Here is a 17,239-nt window from a genome sequence, read left to right as displayed (position 1 = left end):
CCGGGACACCCCGTTTGGAATGCCCCGGCGTCCTTCTGCCGCTTACTTGGAAAGCGTCTGTTTTTTGCGTTTTTTAATACACACGAGGATAATGATCCCCAGGGAAGCGGAAGCGGCCCCTACCCACAGCCAGAGATTTGACGTGTCTCCGGTTTTAGGCGGTTCGGTCGGTTCTTCCGGTTCCTCCGGCTGTTCCGGTGTGACCGGCTGGTTGATAAAGCCAACGCCGGCCTCGTTTTCAATTAGGACAACCTGGCCGTTTTCGCTGATTTCAAAGTAATAGTAGCGGTCATCCTTGACAAATCCCTCCGGGCTGCTCTCCTCGTAGAGAAAGTACCCGTTATATCTCAGCCCATCCAGCCGGTAGACGCCTGTTTCGGTTTCCTCCAGGTGTTCCACGAAGGTATCGACGCCTTTATCAAAAACCTTGTTCCCGTTGACATCCAGATAAATCCCGAACAGTGCGCCAGACAGGCGGTTTTCCGGATATGCCGCGTCCACCTTGGTAGTCTGAACCGAGCCGGTAATCCATTTGTTGACCGCCTCGATCTCAATACGCTGATCTTGCTCGCTTACCGTCACCTGGAACAATTCGCCGGAGAGGACAAATTGCGGCGGGCAGGATAATTCCTTGATGACCCAGTCGCCAAAGGGGACGTTCAAAAAGGCGAATTCACCCGATTCGTCGGATTCAGCAGTCATGAAAGCGGTTTCTTCCGTAAACTCGGTTTCATCCGGGGCAAACAATCCAAAGACCGCACCGGCAATCCCTTCGCCGTCCTCGCTGACCTTTAAGCCGTAGATGTCCCCACGAATCAGCTCATTTTCAATCGCCTCACCGTCGTTCACGCTGATATGGATAACTGCCGTATCCTGTCCCTGGTAGGCAAATTCAACGGGATACTTTTCATCGGAAATGATATAGTGGCTATCGGTGGCGTATTCCTTGACATACAGTTTGGAATCCACAGGCACGTCCGTTTGGAAAGCCGCCTTGCCGTTTTCATCGCAGTAAACAATCTCTAAAAGGCCGTCCGCCGGGATAGTGCTGCCATCCGCGGCCGTCAGATCCTCAGCGGCATACAGCCCCCAGGCAACGTGCCGGATTTCGCCATTCATGCCAAGCCCGAAGATTTCGTCCTGTTCCAGAATCTTTTGCAGGTCAATTTCTACCCGCTGCCGCTCGTTCGTAATATGCGCCTCAGCAGTGGTGATTTCCACATGCTGGCCGGCATAGCTCAGTGTGACCGTAATCGGGTTCGGATTGAGCGTCATGCCGTAGGGCGCTTTTCGTTCAAAAATCTGATAGGTGGATAGGTAAAGCGGCTCGCTGGTTGCCCAGCCGTCCGGTCCAGTGGTAAGAGTAGTTACCGTATCGCCTTTGTGGTGACGGAGCACGCCGCCGGAAATCACATCTTCGGTAGCGACCACATCATACACGCCGCCCTCCAGTCCGGACTTGTCATAAACCGGCTGATAGAGCAGCGGGCTGTCTTCGCCGCCGGCGGTGGAAACGCTCGAAAACACTTCGCCATCCTTGTAAAGAGAAATGGTACCCTTCTGCGGCATATTCTCTTTTTCTACCACAACGACGGTCACGCCGTCCTCTTCACTGGCGTCTTCCTGCACAATGTTGAAATATACCGGGGTAGAGTCCAGCACATAGGGCTCCACCGTTTCCACTTCAACCAGCGAATAGCCTTTGCCGTAGGGCAGGCTGAGAGGGGTAATCAGCGTGCCGTCCTCCCCAGTGTAGAAGGTGCTGATTTCCTGGATTTCCGGGTAGGTAATCGTCATGGTGATTTGATTGCCTTCCGGATCGTACAGTTCATAGCCATGTCCGGCCAGCGGCACCGTATTTCCGGTTTCAGCGTCCTTTTTGACAACCTTAACGCGGCTTTCAAACTGCGCGTTGTTCAGCAGATACCGGTAGACCTGCCTGTCTTCGGAGATGAAAATGTCAATATCCTTGATAAACTCGGTCCCTGGTACGCCGGCTTTTGTCTGATGAAGCCGGTACCAGCCGTATGGGAAGTCTTTGCTTTCCGCATATCCGTATTCATCGCAAATCAGGATATCCCGTTCGGTTTCTTCCGCGTTTTCATAGGAGCCGGCATCACGCAGGAACAACTGGAACTCCGCGCCCTGCTCCGGCGTCTCAACCCCTGTGGAACCGTCGTCGCTGTGCTTCAGGACCGCCACGCGGCCCTTGATCACCTGTTCACCCGCGTCCACCGCGATTTCGTTGTATTCCAGTTCGTACAGCTCCGGTTCCGCACCGACATGGTAAACCTCCGGGTTCAGCAGGTAGCCCTCGCTGGGTTCTATCTCCTTGATGGTCCAATCATCGCCGCAGACATACCAATCCGTTGTAAATTCACCGTTCGGCCCGGTAAAATAACTGCCCACCAGCTGCCCGCCTTTGTATACGCCGTATTCGGCGTTTTCCAGGCCGGCGTCGCCCTGGGCCGTACCCGTTTCCATATCGGATTTCGTCAGAGTGGCACGCCATTTTTTCAGTACATTGTCGAACGACTTGTGCGTTACCTTATTCCATTCAATCGCGGCCTGCTGTGCTTCCGGCACCATATATTTTTCCTCAACTCCGACTTCTTCCAGCGTGTAAGGCGTATCGCCGGAGATCAAAACATCCTCGAAGGTGGCGACGCCGCGCTCATCGGTTACTGCATATTCATCCACCGCCAAACCGGACAGGCTGGTACCATACAAATGGAATGTCTTATCCTCCACAAAGCCGTCCTCAGCGGTTTTGGTAACGGTCAAATCCCCGCGCTTGAGGGTATTGCTGAAGGTCACAGTGCTCGTTTGGCCCGGAAGAACCGTCACCCGTTTGGTTGCCTGCGGCTCATATTTATCCTCCGTCAGCTCGGTTACTTCATAAACGCCCGGCCGCAGGTTTTCCAGCAGGAAGGTCCCGTCCGCCTGGGTGCGGATATCCTGATCGACGCCTTCCCCGGAAATGTGGAACGGGATATCTTCCACCTTTCCGTCCTCGCTGGTTTTTACCAGCTTGACGCTGCCGAACGCTTCGGTTTTGATGTTTACATAGAACCGGACCGGGTCATCCAGGCCGGTTACCATTGTTTGATAGCCCGGCGTTCCCCATAAAAGAAGTGGGTTATTGGGAAGCGCAATATTTTTCTTATACTCAAAGAGAACTGGATTTTGAATGATTTCGGTTGAGGTAAAGGTGTATTGGTTCCCCTTCCGGGTAACGCTCACATCCCCGCCGCCGACTTTTTCCAGATCGACGCCGATATTGTTGCTGTCTGTCAGAGTGAGGCTGTACTTTTTCGTGGAACTGTCGTATTTCAGTTCATACGTCGGCGCATCTTCTCTGTCTGTGCTGGAGAAACTGGGGACAGTCGCATGTTTGGACATCTGCTGTAAAATCCACTGATAGGCCCTTTCGTAGCTTGTCCCCTTGATGGCCTTGTAGAACTGGTCGGCTTTGATCGGGCCGTTGTCCACCAGTTTCGTGGGGCTTTTCCGCAGCCCCTGCTGGTACTCCCAGATAATTGCCTGGGTGGCGTAGAAAAAGTCGTCGTCATTGATTCCGGAAATGGGAAGGGCTTTCCCCGGCTGCCAGCCGTTTGCCAGCGCCAGACGAATACCATCTCGGGCAACAATAGGAAGATTCATAAAATAATCTGAATTATTTCCATTCTCAGAAATATAGTTCTGTCCGCTTCCAAAGTCCACGCCATACTCAATACAGTAAACCCACTGTTCGTCTGTATTGAACTGTGTGTAGAGATACAGATGCCCGCGGGCGGCCGAACCGCCATACGCCTGGAAATAGGTGCTGCCGTCGGAACGGTAGCGCAGGGCGTAATCGTCCGGGTTGCTGTAGACCTTGGAACCGTCATAGCCCACAAACTGCCGACCTACACGGGCTAATACTTTTTCACCACTGGCATAGTCAAATGCGAAAGCGTTTAAAGGGACTGCCGCTATCAGCATAACAACAGTCAGCAGCACCGCCATTAGTTTTTTCCCTTTGGCTGAGATGCTTTTCTTCATAGGCAAAAAACCTTCCTTTCTAAACAAAAAGGACATCCCTTAATCGGAATGTCCTTTGTTGCAGATATTTAATTTTCAGTAAAGTAAATAGAATACATACGCTCCGTTTTCCATTGGTTCAATATAGATGGTAAAAGAGGTAATCGGATTTCCTCCGCAGCTTTCCATATATTCATCTGTGTAAAGCGTCACTAAATCATAAAGCTGTGTTTTCAGCCGTTCCCCCTGTATATTTTGATTTCCAACGACAACTGTACCCCACGAAGAGTTGTCCGGGGTTATCAATGTTCCATCCTGATACTGCACCCGATGGGCCCAGCCCATTTCAGTTTCCCCGATTTGTACCATTTCCGCCTTGATTTGTTCGATATCGAAGGGGAAATCGTAAATGCTTTTTGCCGGCGCGGGCTGCTCAGATGCTTCCGGTTCCGGCGCTGGAGTTTCCTCTTCTGGGGACGGCGCCGGCTGTGTGCTTGATGGAGCAGGCGCGGACGAAGCGCTGCCGGCGCTTTCCGGCGGATTGGTTTGTTCCGGTGTGGCCGGCGGCTTTTGCTCCGAAGACGCGGCGGCTTCCCTGGAAGCCGTACCCGGCCGGCTGGAAGGGGCCCGGCCCTCCGCAGATCCGGGAGACTGGATGGGGGAACTGCCGCTGCTTGAAGCGGACGGCCCCTCCGGCAAAGCACTCTCGCTCCGGCTGGGCGCCACGGAAGACGTGCCGGAGGCTGTTCCCGCTGAATCCAGCAGTGAAGAAGAAACGGCGGCGTCCGGCGGCGCCTCTGACCGGCAGCCTGTCATGGCCGCCAGCAAAGCGGCAAGCAAGACGAAGAGGATTTTACGCATGGAGCATCCCTCCCAACTATGGAATTTTTCGTCTTTGCTTATATAATACGACCAAACGCCGCCGTTTTTCAACAATTAAAGATTTTGGCGGATAATACGGGTAATGATCCCCATAGCCACGCCGCGCTCCTCATCAATGCCGGTAACGACAAAGCTGACGTCGTCCTTTTTCCCGGGACGGCGGCGGTCGTAGCAGGAATGAGCAATGGCGTTGACTCCGTTGGCAAGCCGGATATACACCACGCCCTTGTGGACGTCGGTAACGTTCCCGGCATACTTGCCCTGGACCCGGCACAGGCGGAGATTGTCCTGCCTTGCGCCGGATACGCTTCGGACGTCCGCTTTGATGGAAATATGCTCGATATCCTCCCGCTTTACGCTGAGGATACGCGCCAGTACCTGTCCGCCTACCGAAAAGCGTTCGCGGGCGTCGCCGATCCAGTCCCAGGACAAATCGCGCGCCATCACAGTGGTTTCCACGCCAAACGCTTCGATGCGGACCGCCTTTTCGCTGACGGCGATTATCCTTGCCTGGACAATCCGGCCGTCATAAATACGGTATTCCCCGGCGTCGTCAGTGTCCATGTAGAAGATTTTGCGCTTTTTCAGCATGGCCTCCTTGCGGCTGGCGACAACGCTGCGGGTTTTGGAATCAATCCCCTTTACAACGAAGTCGATTTCCGCGCCCAGCATCCGGCTTAACAGCTTGTGCTGCCGCACGATCATCGCCGTATATTCGTCCCCGGTGAGATTGTTCTGATACCCCATCACCATCTCTTTCAATGGGATTACAATGCGGAAACCCTTGTAATCCGCCACAGCGACGGTCTTCCCGCTGTCCGTCTGCTCCAGGCCTCCCAGCCTCCCGGTCAGCATCCGCCGGGTGCGGTAGGCATTGTGGATTTCATGCCAGACAATATCCGCAAGGCTTTCTTCGGTTTCCACATCGGTTCCCGCCTCCAGTGTCAGGATTGGCGAGGAACGCGGCGGCGCGGGATCTGGTTTTGAAACAGGGGACCCAGCGGCCGGCTCTTCACTGGCCGGCAGGGTTTCCTCTGTGGGTGCGGCCTCCGGTGCTTCAGGGGCGGGTACATGATCGGTTTCCTCAACAGCCGCTTTTTTGCGGCGGGTGCGTTTCGGCTTGGGCGCTTCCATGGCTTCGGCGGGAGGATCCTCGGCGTTTTCTGAAACCGGCTCCCACGCGGCGTCTGTCTGTCCATCTGCTTCCTCCGTTTCAGCGGCCGGGAGTTCAGGCTGTTCCGTGAATTCCCCGGTTGCTTCTAAATTTTCTGTTTCTTTCGGCATAGGCTACCTCCTATAAATTTAGTGCTCGGACGACATGATATCGTCCTTGGTCGCCGGGACAACGCCCGGCTGAGATTTCTGCGCATCCGGCGGCTTTGGTTTCCGTACGGCGCGTTTTTTCTGTTTGGGCTGCGGAGCATCCACCTCCTTTCGCTGAGATTTGCCCCATTCCGGAACATGGGCGGAAGCCTTGCAGGGGTGAAGCTTGGAAGCCTCCGGATGAAGGGTATAGTCCAGCTTATCCACCTTTAAAATTTTCCGCCCCCGGATAATCACCAACGCCTGGGATACCGGGAGCCGCAGCACCTCGTCCATCGTCAGCAGCCTGCGCCGCCCGACGCCGCTAGTTTCCCGGTATTCCGGCGTGTAGTTGCTCACCCGCCATGTGCCAAGCTGCTTTGCCTTGCTCTGCACATGGACGGATACCTCGCCGGACCGCTCGCTGATGTACTCTGCTGTCAACGGATCGGAACAGCCCAAAAAATATTGGATATCGCTGTTTCCCAATATCTCCTGCCACTGGTTTTGCGGATAGCGGTTCTGAAGCCCCGCTAAATTCTGAAACACGCAGCTCATGGAAATATTGCGGGAACGGATCACGCTGATCTTGCGGGACAAATCCGGAATGACACCGCAGGCCGTCAGTTCCTCACCCAGCACATGGACGGGGACCGGTAGCTTTCCGCCGGGGCAGTTTTTGTCAGCGTAGCGGACGAGCTTGATAAAGCAAAAGGACAGGAACAAAGAGGAAAGGAAATCAAAGGTGCTGTCTTGGTCGGAATTGACCACATAATAGGCGCACGGCTTTTGCCCCGGCAGTTCCAGGTCTATTTCATCAAACCCTGTCATATTGCAGATTTTCTTGTTTTGGAACACCTGCAGCCTGCTGCCAAGCCCGATAATAACGCCGCTGCGCACCGTATCGGATGCCTGCCGGAAAATTGCGAACGGCGCTTTGGCCGGATGGGAGGAAGGGAGCAGGTCGAACAGGTTTTTCAATTCCTGCTCCGCCGTATGGGTGAGCAGCTTGTAGACCTCTTCCATGGTTTTCCGCCCCTCCGGGTAGCCCCGTTCCACATACAAAACCAAAGCCTTGAGGAGATTCGTTTCCGCGCTGTCCCAGAAGTGGTCGCCCCGTTCATCCCCGGTATTCTTGATAATAACGTCGCAGAAAAGCTGGGCCATCAGTTCGTCACCTTCAATTTCCGAAAGGCAGGCCCAGGCGTCCGAGTTCTCCGGGGATACCAGGTTGAACACCCGGACGGTATAGCCCTGTTCCCGCAGATACTGGCTTGTTGTTTCGTACAGTTCGGATTTGGGATCACAGATAATCAGGGATTCCCCCTGTGCCGCCGCCTGAAGGATGCGGTTGATGCAGTAGGCCCTGGTCTTCATCGAACCGCTGGCACCGTATACGGCGATATTCCGGTTGAGCCGGCTTTCTTCCGGCACACAGACGTATTTACCGTTCAGCGTGCCGAGAATGGCGCCGGTATGCTTTTTCAGGCTGGAGGTTAAGTCCAGCACCTCTTCTGCTTCCTTTTCGGACATAAAACCCGATGTGCCGTAGGTGCCCTTTTTGGAATAGATGAAATTCCGCTCCTTATCGTACTCCCCGGTGTCCCCATAGCCCATCCGCATCACCATGACAATGAGCAGGGCCAGTACACCGGCGCAGATGAGCACGCCGATGATCCCATACGGGAAACTGAACATAGCCGCAAGGCAGGCGGACAACGAAAATGTCGGCATTTCCGGCGATGTTCCATAGCCGGGTGTGCCGCCCGCGTCTTTCCATATGGTATAGTTGCGGATAAACTGCGCGATGTACCCGCCTCCGTAAAGCAGGGCAAACAGAAGGGGCGGGAATCCCAGCAGAATCGAAAACAGCCTTTTGCGTCTTATATGCAAAATCTCCTTTCCCATTTTTCAAAGTTGATGGTTTGAAACCGTACCTGCTCCCCGCAGCAGCGGCGGAGGGCTTCCGCCTGAAAATCAAAGCAGATCAGCGTGCCGGCTTTATTCTGGAGCCGGAGCGCCGTGTCAAACCGCCGGATGCGGGGCAGGTCGCAGGTGTAGGCGAAAAGGACAGGACTACCGCTGCCGTCGATGGCGTCGTTTTCTATGGGAAGCCCCTCGTCCTTCTCCCACAAATCCGTTAACAGAAGGGCTTCCAGCTCTTCGGACAGTTCTGCGTTGCACATCATCCGCAGCAGCTTTTCGCCCCTGCGGTCGTTTGTCAAATAGTAAAAATGTTCGTAGCTTCCGTCCAGCAGCAGGTACTGCCTGCCGCCCTCCCCCGAAAGGATAGTAGCGGCCAGCTCCATATTGTCCCCCAAAAGCAGTCCCTTCACATCCTCCGGCGCGTACTGCTCCGGCAGCCGTTCCCGGCAAAGGATTGTCTGCATCAGCGCCTTGGTCCGCATTTCTGCCCGGTACTGCCATTTCATCAGGGAGCCGCCCAGGTTATATATCACAAAGACGGCGCTTTCTGTCAGCAGGACACCGGCCGAGCGCGCACCCTTGATTTTTACGGCCTCTATTCCCAGTTCCTTGATCTCGCGGGAATTGTAAAAAGCAGGGGCCGTGATGAAAATCTGCGGGCGTCCATCCCAAGCCGGGGAAAACACCTCCGGTTTTTCATCAGGGAAAATAGCGGCGCCCGCATTCTGCATGGTGGCGGCGGTTTCGGCTATCCGGTGTAGCCGCTGCCGCCGGGCCGGTTCACTTTTGATATGGTTGGTTTCCGCGGCACCGGCCAGATACGGAAGGAACCGCTCCGGCCGGTCCGCTGTGAGAAGCCCCTTTGCCTTTGCTGTCAGGCGGTATCCGCGCAGGCCGTCCTTGTAAAAGGTGCGGAGTAAATGTTTTTGTTTAAGAGATTGTATGACATGGGCCTTATATGCCTCTCCACCGGGCAGACGGGAGAGCCGGTCTGTGGGAAACTCGCCGGACAGGGCGACAAACTCTAAAATCCGGTAAGCGGCCGTCTGTCTGCCGGGGAGGGTTTGTCGGGACTGCATGGCGTTCGCCTCCCTTCTAAAAAATTACCCAGCCGCGATTAACCTGGGTAAAACCCGCCTTTTCGTATTGCCCTGAACAGCCCGGAAGGACGCGCTTTCCCGGCGTTTTTCCGGTATCCTGTTCCGGGGGCCCGAAAAAGCCTAAAAATCGGATATGGATTTCAGGCGGTTTTCACGCTCTTTTATCCATTCCGGGAAGCGTTCTTTTCCCATCACGGAAATACAGGTGCAATCCCGGTCCCCGATTTCCGTCGTGTTGTAGGCGTCGCACAAAAGCCCGCTGTCGTCCTCCATGAGGAAAGCGGCGATCACGTCCAGCATCTGTTTTAATTCCAAGTTGTCGTAATCCCGTACCCGCGATAAAGGGCGTTCTTTGCTGTAAATGTGGGAAAAGCAGACGACGCAGTGGCCGAACTTCGGAAGCGTGTGGCTGTCCGCATACTGGTTCATAGTAAAATACAGCGGGTCGCTCAGGAACTCGGAGCTTTTCCTTCCTTTCCGCTTCGGGACCAGGCAGGGGAGGAATATGTTTAATACGCCATCCTCCTCCGAAACTCGGATCCCCTGCACAACGCCGGCGGAAGTGAGGTATTCGGCTTTTTTCATATTCGTGCTTTCATAAATCAAATGCCGCATTTTGCAGGCAATCAGTTCGCTGTGCAGGGCGGCGTCCGTGGAAAGCAGCCCATAATTTTCCGGATACCGTTCAATATCGGTCCGGTTCATCGCGCAAAGCGTATTGGACAGCTTGGAGATATCCTCCAGCAGCCCGTTGATGTATTGCGATATGTGCGCTCGGTTCAATAAGGTTCCTCCTGTTTCTGTTTAAAATACTGAATTTCGCCCGTGTCGGATACCGTACAGAAAGCGGCCGTGCCCGGGACGCGGAGCCGGGCGATCTGCTCCGCCCCCTCGACAATGAGGATACGCCTGCCGCCCTCTTCCCCGGACCGGGCGAGCGCGTGCTCCACCAGCGTTTCCTTATCCGGAGGGACGCAGATAACCTCATAAACCTCGCCGCCCGCAAAAAAGATGATTTTGACTGGGAAATCATCGGGGGAGTGATACTCCGCCCGGTCTGCGAAATCCGCCAGTACCCATAAAGCCGATAGCATTTCCCAGTCTGTCTCAAAGTCCGGGCTGTCATAGTAAATATCGATCCGCGGGCTATAGAAAACCCGCCCCTGTTTCACAAGATAGCCCAGCAGGTTATCCAGCACCCCCCTGTCCTTATGTGGATAGAGCCGGTACAGTTGCCCGCGCCGGATACAGTGGTAGCTGGATATATCCCGCAGCAGGCAGGCCGCCTCTTTGCCGTACAGCTGTTCTCTGGTTTTCACCATTTTCCATCTCCTTTAATACGTATTAAATCCGTAAAAAATCCGCATACAGCCGGGTAATGCGTATTCCGTCCGTGTTAAGCCTGTATTCCCTCCTTCTGCCGCAGCAGCTCCTGCAATTCCCGCCGGTCGGTAGTAATCAGGGATTTTTCCAAGTCGCTGCACTTGAACTCCACTGTGATGTTGTTGTTGTTCGAGCTGATAAGCCCGTTGCCGCGCTCAAAATGGGTAATCTCCATGACCTCCGCTTCGGAAAGGTGGAGGATATTCTGGACGCGCTGCGCCTCCTCGTCCTCCAGATTGAGGATTACCTTGGTCTTGCAGTTGTTGATGATTCCCTTTCCATACTTGCCGTCCTCCAGCGCGAAGAAATCGTTGAGGTCCTGTGTGGCGCAGATCGCACTGCCGCCGTAGCCCCGGATGATTTTGAAAATCTCCAGCACATATTCTGCCGCCAGTCGGTTTCCCCCGCCGCCGATGAGCTGCCAACACTCGTCGATATAGATGGCCTTTTCCACCGTCCGGTTTTCTTTTGCTTTGTCCCAGACAAAATCGACCGCGATAAACATACCGGCGGTGAGCAGGTCACCGCTCAGTTCCGAAATATCCAGCACGGTGTACTTGTTGGATAAATCCACGTTGGTCTGCTGGTTGAAAGAACGGGCGGAGCCATGAACAAGTCGGTTCAGGATATTCGCCAGCCGCCTGGTTTCCGGGGAAGCGGACAGCACCTCATACAAATCCCCTAATATGGGCATTTCCCGGTAGTGGCCTGGGTTCCGCGGGTCGTCCAGCGAAGCGTTGTCGTGGGTGATGCCCTTTTTGTTATAGGTTTTAATCAGCGCCTCGTCCAAAAGTTGCCGTTCCTCATGGTCCATATCCGGAATCAAAAGGGAAAAGAAGATGTGTAGCTGCTGGATTTTGGAAGCCAGCGCCGATTTTTCCAAAGCGCCGCCGTCTAGCAGCTCGTCCGCCGACGTATCGGTTTTCCGGATTTCCATAACGTTGATACAGTTTTTCGATGCCGGGCTGATTTGGATAAACTCGCCGCCGATGTTTTTGCAGGCCCGGTGGAATTCATGGCCTTTTAACGGCGCAATAATAAATACCTGGACGCCTTTCCGCCGCATCCGAAGCCCCATCAGCTGCATGGTAAAGGTTTTGCCGGCCCCGCTGGTCCCCAAAATCGCCATATTCGCGTTTTTGTAGACCTTGGAATTGAAGATATCCACAATAACCAGAGAATTGTTAATCTTGTTGGTTCCAAGCAGGATTCCGTTGTCGTCGCACAGCTCAAAAGCCGTAAACGGATAGCAGCTTGCCGCCCCGGCCGTCAGGACGTTGCGTTTGGAGCGCCCAAACAGGTGTTTTTCCAGGCTGGTGAGGGGGAGGGCTGAAAGGAACGCCTGCTCTTCCCGGAAAGGGCAGGCGCAGACGTTCAAATCCTGGGATACCAGCAACTTCCGCATTTCCCTTTCGCGCCATTCCAGATCCTCCGGCGTTTCGGCGGTGATGGTAATAAGGAGATTCATATAGTAGAAATCCTCGTTGTTGGCAAGCCCGTCTTTGAGAAAGTAGCCGCTGCGGATTGCCCCGTCCAAATCGTCAAAGTCGGTGTTCGTGTCGCTAGCCTCCTTGATTTTGGAGCGGTTGATCCGGAGCTGCTGGCCCAGCTTATGCACCATGCGTTCCTTGGGCTGTTTCGCCAGAAACAGGTCGATGTCAATGCCGTCGCCGGCATTAACCAACAGGCTCAACCACCCGGCTGCTACGCGGGACTTGTACCCGTCGGACGGGATCAGCAGGTACGAATGGTACAGCCCGTCGATGCAAAGGTATTTGGCATGGGTAAAATCAATGGTTTTTGGAGCGAAAAACTCCGTGCAGGGGATAGCGTCGGTGCTTTTCCCCTGCTCCACATACCGGGATACGACCTCCTCCACACGGGAGGACAGCGGCACGTCGGAGCTTTCCTGCCGGCACAGGATGTTATACAGCACATCTACCGTAAATTCGTCCTCATTTTCCGGCATCAGCACTTCGTTGCCGCACTGTTTCAGGTAATTGACCGCCGTGCGGGCGGCAACCTGCAGCGACGATACAGCGTCCGCTTCCTCGTCCCCGCCCCTGCGCCCGAACGCCTCATATTCGAAGGCGATGAAAAAGCGCCGGGTAGTCGCCTCACGGGAGCCGATGCGCCCTACCAGCTTCAGATAATCCTCTTGAAGCATCCGGCAGTGGGGGTCTGTCTCCCGTTCCATTTCCTGTTTCACGATTTCCGTGTGCTTATTGATATCCGCCCGTTTCGTCAGCACCTTGAACTGGATTTTGACCGGGCTGATTTTAAGATAGCTGATGAAGGAATAAATAATGCTGCGCTGCTCCCTGGCGCTGCGCAGCAGGAAGTTAATCGGCACCACCTCGATCACCTTGATATACCGGTGGTCTTTGGTATAGATAATGCCGTTTTCAATCTTATCAATGGGGAGGTAAGCGGCCGCCGGGTTCAAAAAATCCGTCCCGGCCTGCTGCCGGCGCGGCCGCGGTTTCTCCTCCCGCTGTTTTTGTTTCCGCGGTTTTTCTTCCTTTGCCTCCGGCGCCGGCTTTTCCTTTTTAGCCGACCGTTTCCGGATAACGCCCAGAATCTCGGCCATCATGGAAGGCTCCTTGTCCTCACCCTTCTTTTCTTCACGGGCCGCTTTCCTTTCCGGCTTTTCTTTTTTCACCTTCTTTGCCGGCGTTTCCTTTTCAGGGACGATTCCTACCACACGCCGGTTTTTTATCCATTTGAAGAAAGCAAAGATAAAGGACGACAGGCATTCTCCCGATACGCCGAACAGCCCCAGAAGGCCCAGGGGAAGGGCGGTCAGGCACAGAATAATGATCCGCGTCGTCAGTGGTATATCCAGCAGGAAAACCGGCAGGCCTGCCCCTACGGCAAGGATACCGGCCTCGATTGCGTTGCGCAGCTTAAAAAGCCCGCCGAACAGGGTGGAACCCTCAATAAAGTTCGGCGGAATATAGTAGGTTTCAAATTCATTGTCTTTGGGTTTGCTCATGGAATCCTCCTATCCAATAATCCAGAACGGGCCTCCGGCCGCCGCCCCCTCTCTGGCTTCGTCAAGGATAATAGACAAATCCCATTCCTGCTCGCTTCGCTCATAGCTGGCGGGGTCCGCTACCAGGATTTTGCCGTTCCGGACGCCGCGAAGGACAATAAAATGGCCGGAATTTGTAAAGTGTCCCTCGTCCATCAGCGCGACTACCAGCTTCCCGCCGCTCAACGCGTCCGAAATTTTTTGTCCGCCGTCCTTTCCGCATCCCTCCACCGGAAGTTCCCATGCCTCAGCGGCGGCAGGGATCAGGCCGTGGTAAGAGCCGTTGCCCGAAGCCCAGTAGCCGTGTTCATACGACCATCTGGCCATTTCCACCGGATCGACAATGTCTTCCGTAAGTGAGGAAACCACAATCGCCATCGCGGTAGGGCCGCAGCCATAGCCGCCGATGTCGTCCGTCCCGTAGGGCTTATCCGCATAGCGTTCGTCCAGTTGGTTGAAGTAGACAACCTCCGTGTCCCCATCGGTAAACTTGATATCACCGAGAGAACCGATTGCTTCATACCCATTCGGCAGGCGCTGGAACATCCCATCACCCAAAAACACGCTCAAATTTTGGGCGTAGTTATTTGAAAGCTCCTTTTGCTCCGCGTCCAGATGGAACACATGGTCCGCGAAATAATCCTCGCCGTTGTAAACAATGGTATATACGATCCAGTCCTCCGTCACTGTGGTCGAAGTTTCCGTTTCCTTGCCGGTACCGGAGTCCACCGTAACGGTGGTTTCCACCCGCGTCCGGGTTTCCTCTTTTGATGTGTAAGAGTACAGCTCCCCTTTGGCGCTCCGCAGGGTGGACTCCATATCGGCAAAGGTAATGGATTCAAAATCCTCGTTTTTGGAGGCGCAGAACTGGGAGACAAAGGCGTTGGCGTTATATGCCGGGGCGTTCTCATGCGGGTTGATGATTTCCCGCTGGTCGGCGGTGGACGAAGCGAAATCATCCTCAATTTCCTTTAATATGTCTTCCAGTGCTTCCGATAGGACGCCGCTCACGGAGTTTGTAATATCAGTCATGTTTTCCGTAATATAGGCGCTGTCGTTGAGCACAGGCACCGTCGGATCGTCCGGGGTAAAAGCGTCCACCAGCCCGCCGAAAATGAGGGCGGGCAGCATGAGGATAAACAAAACAGGCAACAGCATGATAAATACTGTAATCAGAATAATTTTCCCAATCAGGTGCCGGTTTCCCCAAACAAGCCCTGCCACCGCACCGTAAGGCCCGCCGGCAGCGGCGCCCTTGGCGGCCCCGGCGATTGCTTTCCCGGTCTTGACCGCACCCCGCACCGCGTTGGCGGCCTGCGCCCCTTTTTCCACAGGGCTGGAACCCTGGCTGCTTTTTTCTTCCGGCATCAGACACGGTCCTTTCGTTTCGGCGGGTCGGGCAGCTTTTTCACAATGCTCTCATGATAGGTAATATTGCCGTCCGGCACCTTGCTGGGCTTGCGCTCTACCGTATCGGCCGCGTACTGTTTGTACCAGGTCGTGCCGTCGGCGGCGGTCACCGTGGAATACTCCCCGCTGGGAGCCATATACTGGTCCGCGTGGTACATCCCTATGGCGATCCCCTCCGGATGTTCCTCAGAGGTTTCCGTCGCCGTAATCCGGCCGCCTCCGATTTCCACATTGGAAAAGCTGGGAACTCCCTCGGCGTTTTCGCCCAAAGCGGTATAGCCCAGGTAGGAAGACAGCGCGGCGGACGCTTTTTCCCCGGTCATGGAGCCGGTAGTGGAGAGATCGCCGGCTGCCACCGTGCCGATAATCCGGTTGGCGAAGCCGCCGCCTTTTTCCAGCGAGGAAGCAAACGCCTTGCCTCCAAGGCCGCCTTCCTTGCTGCCGGTGGCGTTTTTGACCGCGTTATTCTGAAAGCTGCGGCTGACGACGCCCGCAAGGCCGCCCTTTAAAGTGCCGGACCCCGGCACACCCCCGGAAGAAGCCCCGCCCCGGGAACCGCCCCCGCTGCCGCTGTGGCCGCCGAAGGATTTCACCGAAGCAACCCCGCGGGCCGCTATCATGGCTTCCGCCAGCATGGAACCTCCGGTATGCCCTACGTTAATGCCAAGGCTGCTCATAAAGCTGTCGATCTTCTGGGATACCTTTAAAAATCCGATGGCGCACAGGAACCAGATAAAGACATTCCCTGTTACGCCTTCTTTGCCTATGGAATTTACCTGCTGCTGCACCTCGGCCTCCGTCACCGCGAAGGCGGGGACTGCGGACAGGCTTGCAAATACCAGCGCCAGCGTAAGGACCAGCAGGATTTTTCGTGTTTTTCGCATCTATGTCACCTCCGGTCAAAGCGAAAGGGGATTGGATAAAAAGGTGCCGACCATGCTGGTAAACAGCCGCAGGCACCATGCGTTCATAATCAATAAGAAAATCTGGCCTCCCAGCATCCGGCACCAGCTCTTAAAAATCTGCGACGTCGTTTGGGAAGATCCCAGCGCGAACGCCACCGGGGCCGTATAGACCAGCACGCCGAGCAGGACGTATCGCTCGGCCGCTTCAAACAGAAGCTTGATATAGTTCCAGGCCATGATGAGCACCAGGATCAGCGCGATAATGGCGACCGCCCCGCTGGCGCAGACGCCGAGAATCACGGTAATCGCGGAATTGAAATCGGCAAAATCCAGCGGCGGCAGCGAGGACGAAAGCACCCACTGATACGGCGTCCCGCCGATTTTCAGGATAGTACTGACGATTTCGTCTGAAAAATATGCCAGCAGGATAAAAAGAACCGAACGGATGGACAGCTTTACCGGATCTTCCGCCTCAATCCCCGCGGCGAGGCCGTAGTTCCGGAAAAGCTGCCACACCCAGTTCAGTAAAATCAGCCCGATTGCCAGCGCGACAAAGATATCGTACATTGTCCCGGCCGCCGGAAAGTACCGGAGAAAGGTATTCATATCGCAGCCGAGCGCGCCTAAGACCGACGTGCTGATTAAATCCAGGCCGTGCATGACCTGTTCGGCGATCCACGCCACAATCCCGTCTAATATGCCCACGGCATCACGCTCCTTTCAGCCAATGCGGGATTGCGGCCCTTTATGGGGTCCCCCACTTGCCTCCGGCGAAGAACGGCGTGATGTAGCTGACAATGAACCCGAGGCCGTTTAAAATCGCCCAGGTAATGATAATCCGCTTGAGCCAGGCGCGGGCCTCATCCACTGTTTTGCCGCTTTTGGAAAAGTTCATCATCAGCAGCGCAATGGACGCTGTAACGACGGCCGCAATCGTGGAAATCAGCAGGATCTGGTTGTAGACGTCCTTCATAATCTCTTCCGCTTTTTGCCACACGGTTGTCGCCGCGAACGCCTGCTGGGAAAAGCACGCCAGCATACACACCGTCAGGAACGTCATATACAGCATTCGGCTGCAGTTGATATGCCCTCGGCGTTTCAGCGGCTCTCGAATGGGTTTTTTCTTCAAATCATCATCCTCCTATTGAAAATAAAGTAAGGCCGCCCACGGAACGAGCGGCCTGCTGGTCAGGAACCGGAAAAAGGCAATAAAAAAACACCATTCGTAAAAATGGCGTTCTCTCTGCCGTTCCCGGCTCCGGTATATAGTTTTC

At 54.9% G+C, this 17,239-nt stretch carries 13 protein-coding genes; 1 reads left to right on the top strand and 12 read right to left on the bottom strand.

The annotated features are described in order from the left end of the window. Positions 1-42: 42 nt before the first annotated feature. Together WMO26_RS04725 and WMO26_RS04720 are read right to left on the bottom strand one after the other, a co-directional pair. The gene (locus WMO26_RS04725) at positions 43-4,044 is read right to left on the bottom strand and encodes a SpaA isopeptide-forming pilin-related protein (protein ID WP_349218508.1); all 4,002 of its coding nucleotides are present in this window, start codon (positions 4,042-4,044) and stop codon (positions 43-45) included. 75 nt (positions 4,045-4,119) lie between these two features. Continuing rightward, positions 4,120-4,392 carry a hypothetical protein gene (locus tag WMO26_RS04720; RefSeq protein WP_349218506.1) on the bottom strand — a complete coding sequence of 91 codons (273 nt, stop codon included), beginning with the start codon at positions 4,390-4,392 and terminating at the stop codon, positions 4,120-4,122. Between the two features lie 40 nt (positions 4,393-4,432). Between WMO26_RS04720 and WMO26_RS04715 the strand changes: the two genes are divergently transcribed. Then, entirely contained in the window at positions 4,433-4,930 is a 498-nt protein-coding gene (locus WMO26_RS04715; RefSeq protein ID WP_349218504.1) for a hypothetical protein, read from the top strand. Positions 4,931-4,959: 29 nt separating this feature from the next. Here WMO26_RS04715 and WMO26_RS04710 read toward each other — a convergent pair whose 3' ends face one another. The 10 genes from WMO26_RS04710 to WMO26_RS04665 form a co-directional block, all read right to left on the bottom strand. Next, positions 4,960-6,189, bottom strand: a complete 1,230-nt coding sequence (locus WMO26_RS04710; protein WP_349218503.1) for a S1 RNA-binding domain-containing protein — start codon at positions 6,187-6,189, stop codon at positions 4,960-4,962. An 18-nt stretch (positions 6,190-6,207) separates the two neighbouring features. Next, on the bottom strand, positions 6,208-8,100 hold the full coding sequence (locus WMO26_RS04705) for a VirD4-like conjugal transfer protein, CD1115 family (RefSeq protein ID WP_435431549.1): 1,893 nt from the start codon (positions 8,098-8,100) through the stop codon (positions 6,208-6,210). Next, a complete protein-coding gene (locus tag WMO26_RS04700) occupies positions 8,091-9,212 on the bottom strand; it encodes a hypothetical protein (protein WP_349218501.1) in 1,122 nt (373 codons plus the stop codon). The genes WMO26_RS04705 and WMO26_RS04700 overlap by 10 nt, the downstream gene beginning before the upstream one ends. A gap of 141 nt (positions 9,213-9,353) precedes the next feature. After that, complete coding sequence (locus WMO26_RS04695) at positions 9,354-10,016, bottom strand: DUF6100 family protein (protein WP_349218499.1); 663 nt, start codon at positions 10,014-10,016, stop codon at positions 9,354-9,356. After that, entirely contained in the window at positions 10,013-10,555 is a 543-nt protein-coding gene (locus WMO26_RS04690) for a DUF5697 family protein (protein WP_349218498.1), read from the bottom strand. The genes WMO26_RS04695 and WMO26_RS04690 overlap by 4 nt, the downstream gene beginning before the upstream one ends. 74 nt (positions 10,556-10,629) lie before the next feature. Beyond that, a complete protein-coding gene (locus WMO26_RS04685; RefSeq protein WP_349218497.1) occupies positions 10,630-13,611 on the bottom strand; it encodes a TraG/VirB4 family ATPase in 2,982 nt (993 codons plus the stop codon). A 9-nt stretch (positions 13,612-13,620) separates the two neighbouring features. Beyond that, positions 13,621-15,018: a C39 family peptidase gene (locus tag WMO26_RS04680; protein ID WP_349218496.1), complete on the bottom strand. Its 1,398-nt coding sequence runs from the start codon at positions 15,016-15,018 to the stop codon at positions 13,621-13,623. Next, the gene (locus WMO26_RS04675) at positions 15,018-15,944 is read right to left on the bottom strand and encodes a hypothetical protein (protein ID WP_349218494.1); all 927 of its coding nucleotides are present in this window, start codon (positions 15,942-15,944) and stop codon (positions 15,018-15,020) included. The genes WMO26_RS04680 and WMO26_RS04675 overlap by 1 nt, the downstream gene beginning before the upstream one ends. Positions 15,945-15,959: 15 nt before the next feature. After that, positions 15,960-16,670, bottom strand: a complete 711-nt coding sequence (locus WMO26_RS04670; RefSeq protein ID WP_349218493.1) for a hypothetical protein — start codon at positions 16,668-16,670, stop codon at positions 15,960-15,962. A gap of 40 nt (positions 16,671-16,710) precedes the next feature. Then, positions 16,711-17,094: a fimbrial protein gene (locus tag WMO26_RS04665; RefSeq protein ID WP_435431548.1), complete on the bottom strand. Its 384-nt coding sequence runs from the start codon at positions 17,092-17,094 to the stop codon at positions 16,711-16,713. Between the last annotated feature and the right edge of the window lie 145 nt (positions 17,095-17,239).

The organism is Solibaculum intestinale, assembly GCF_040096205.1.
Taxonomy (GTDB): domain Bacteria; phylum Bacillota; class Clostridia; order Oscillospirales; family Acutalibacteraceae; genus Solibaculum_A; species Solibaculum_A intestinale.
The sequence above is the reverse complement of the archived record's forward strand: the minus strand, read 5'-3'. Positions and strand labels throughout refer to the sequence as shown.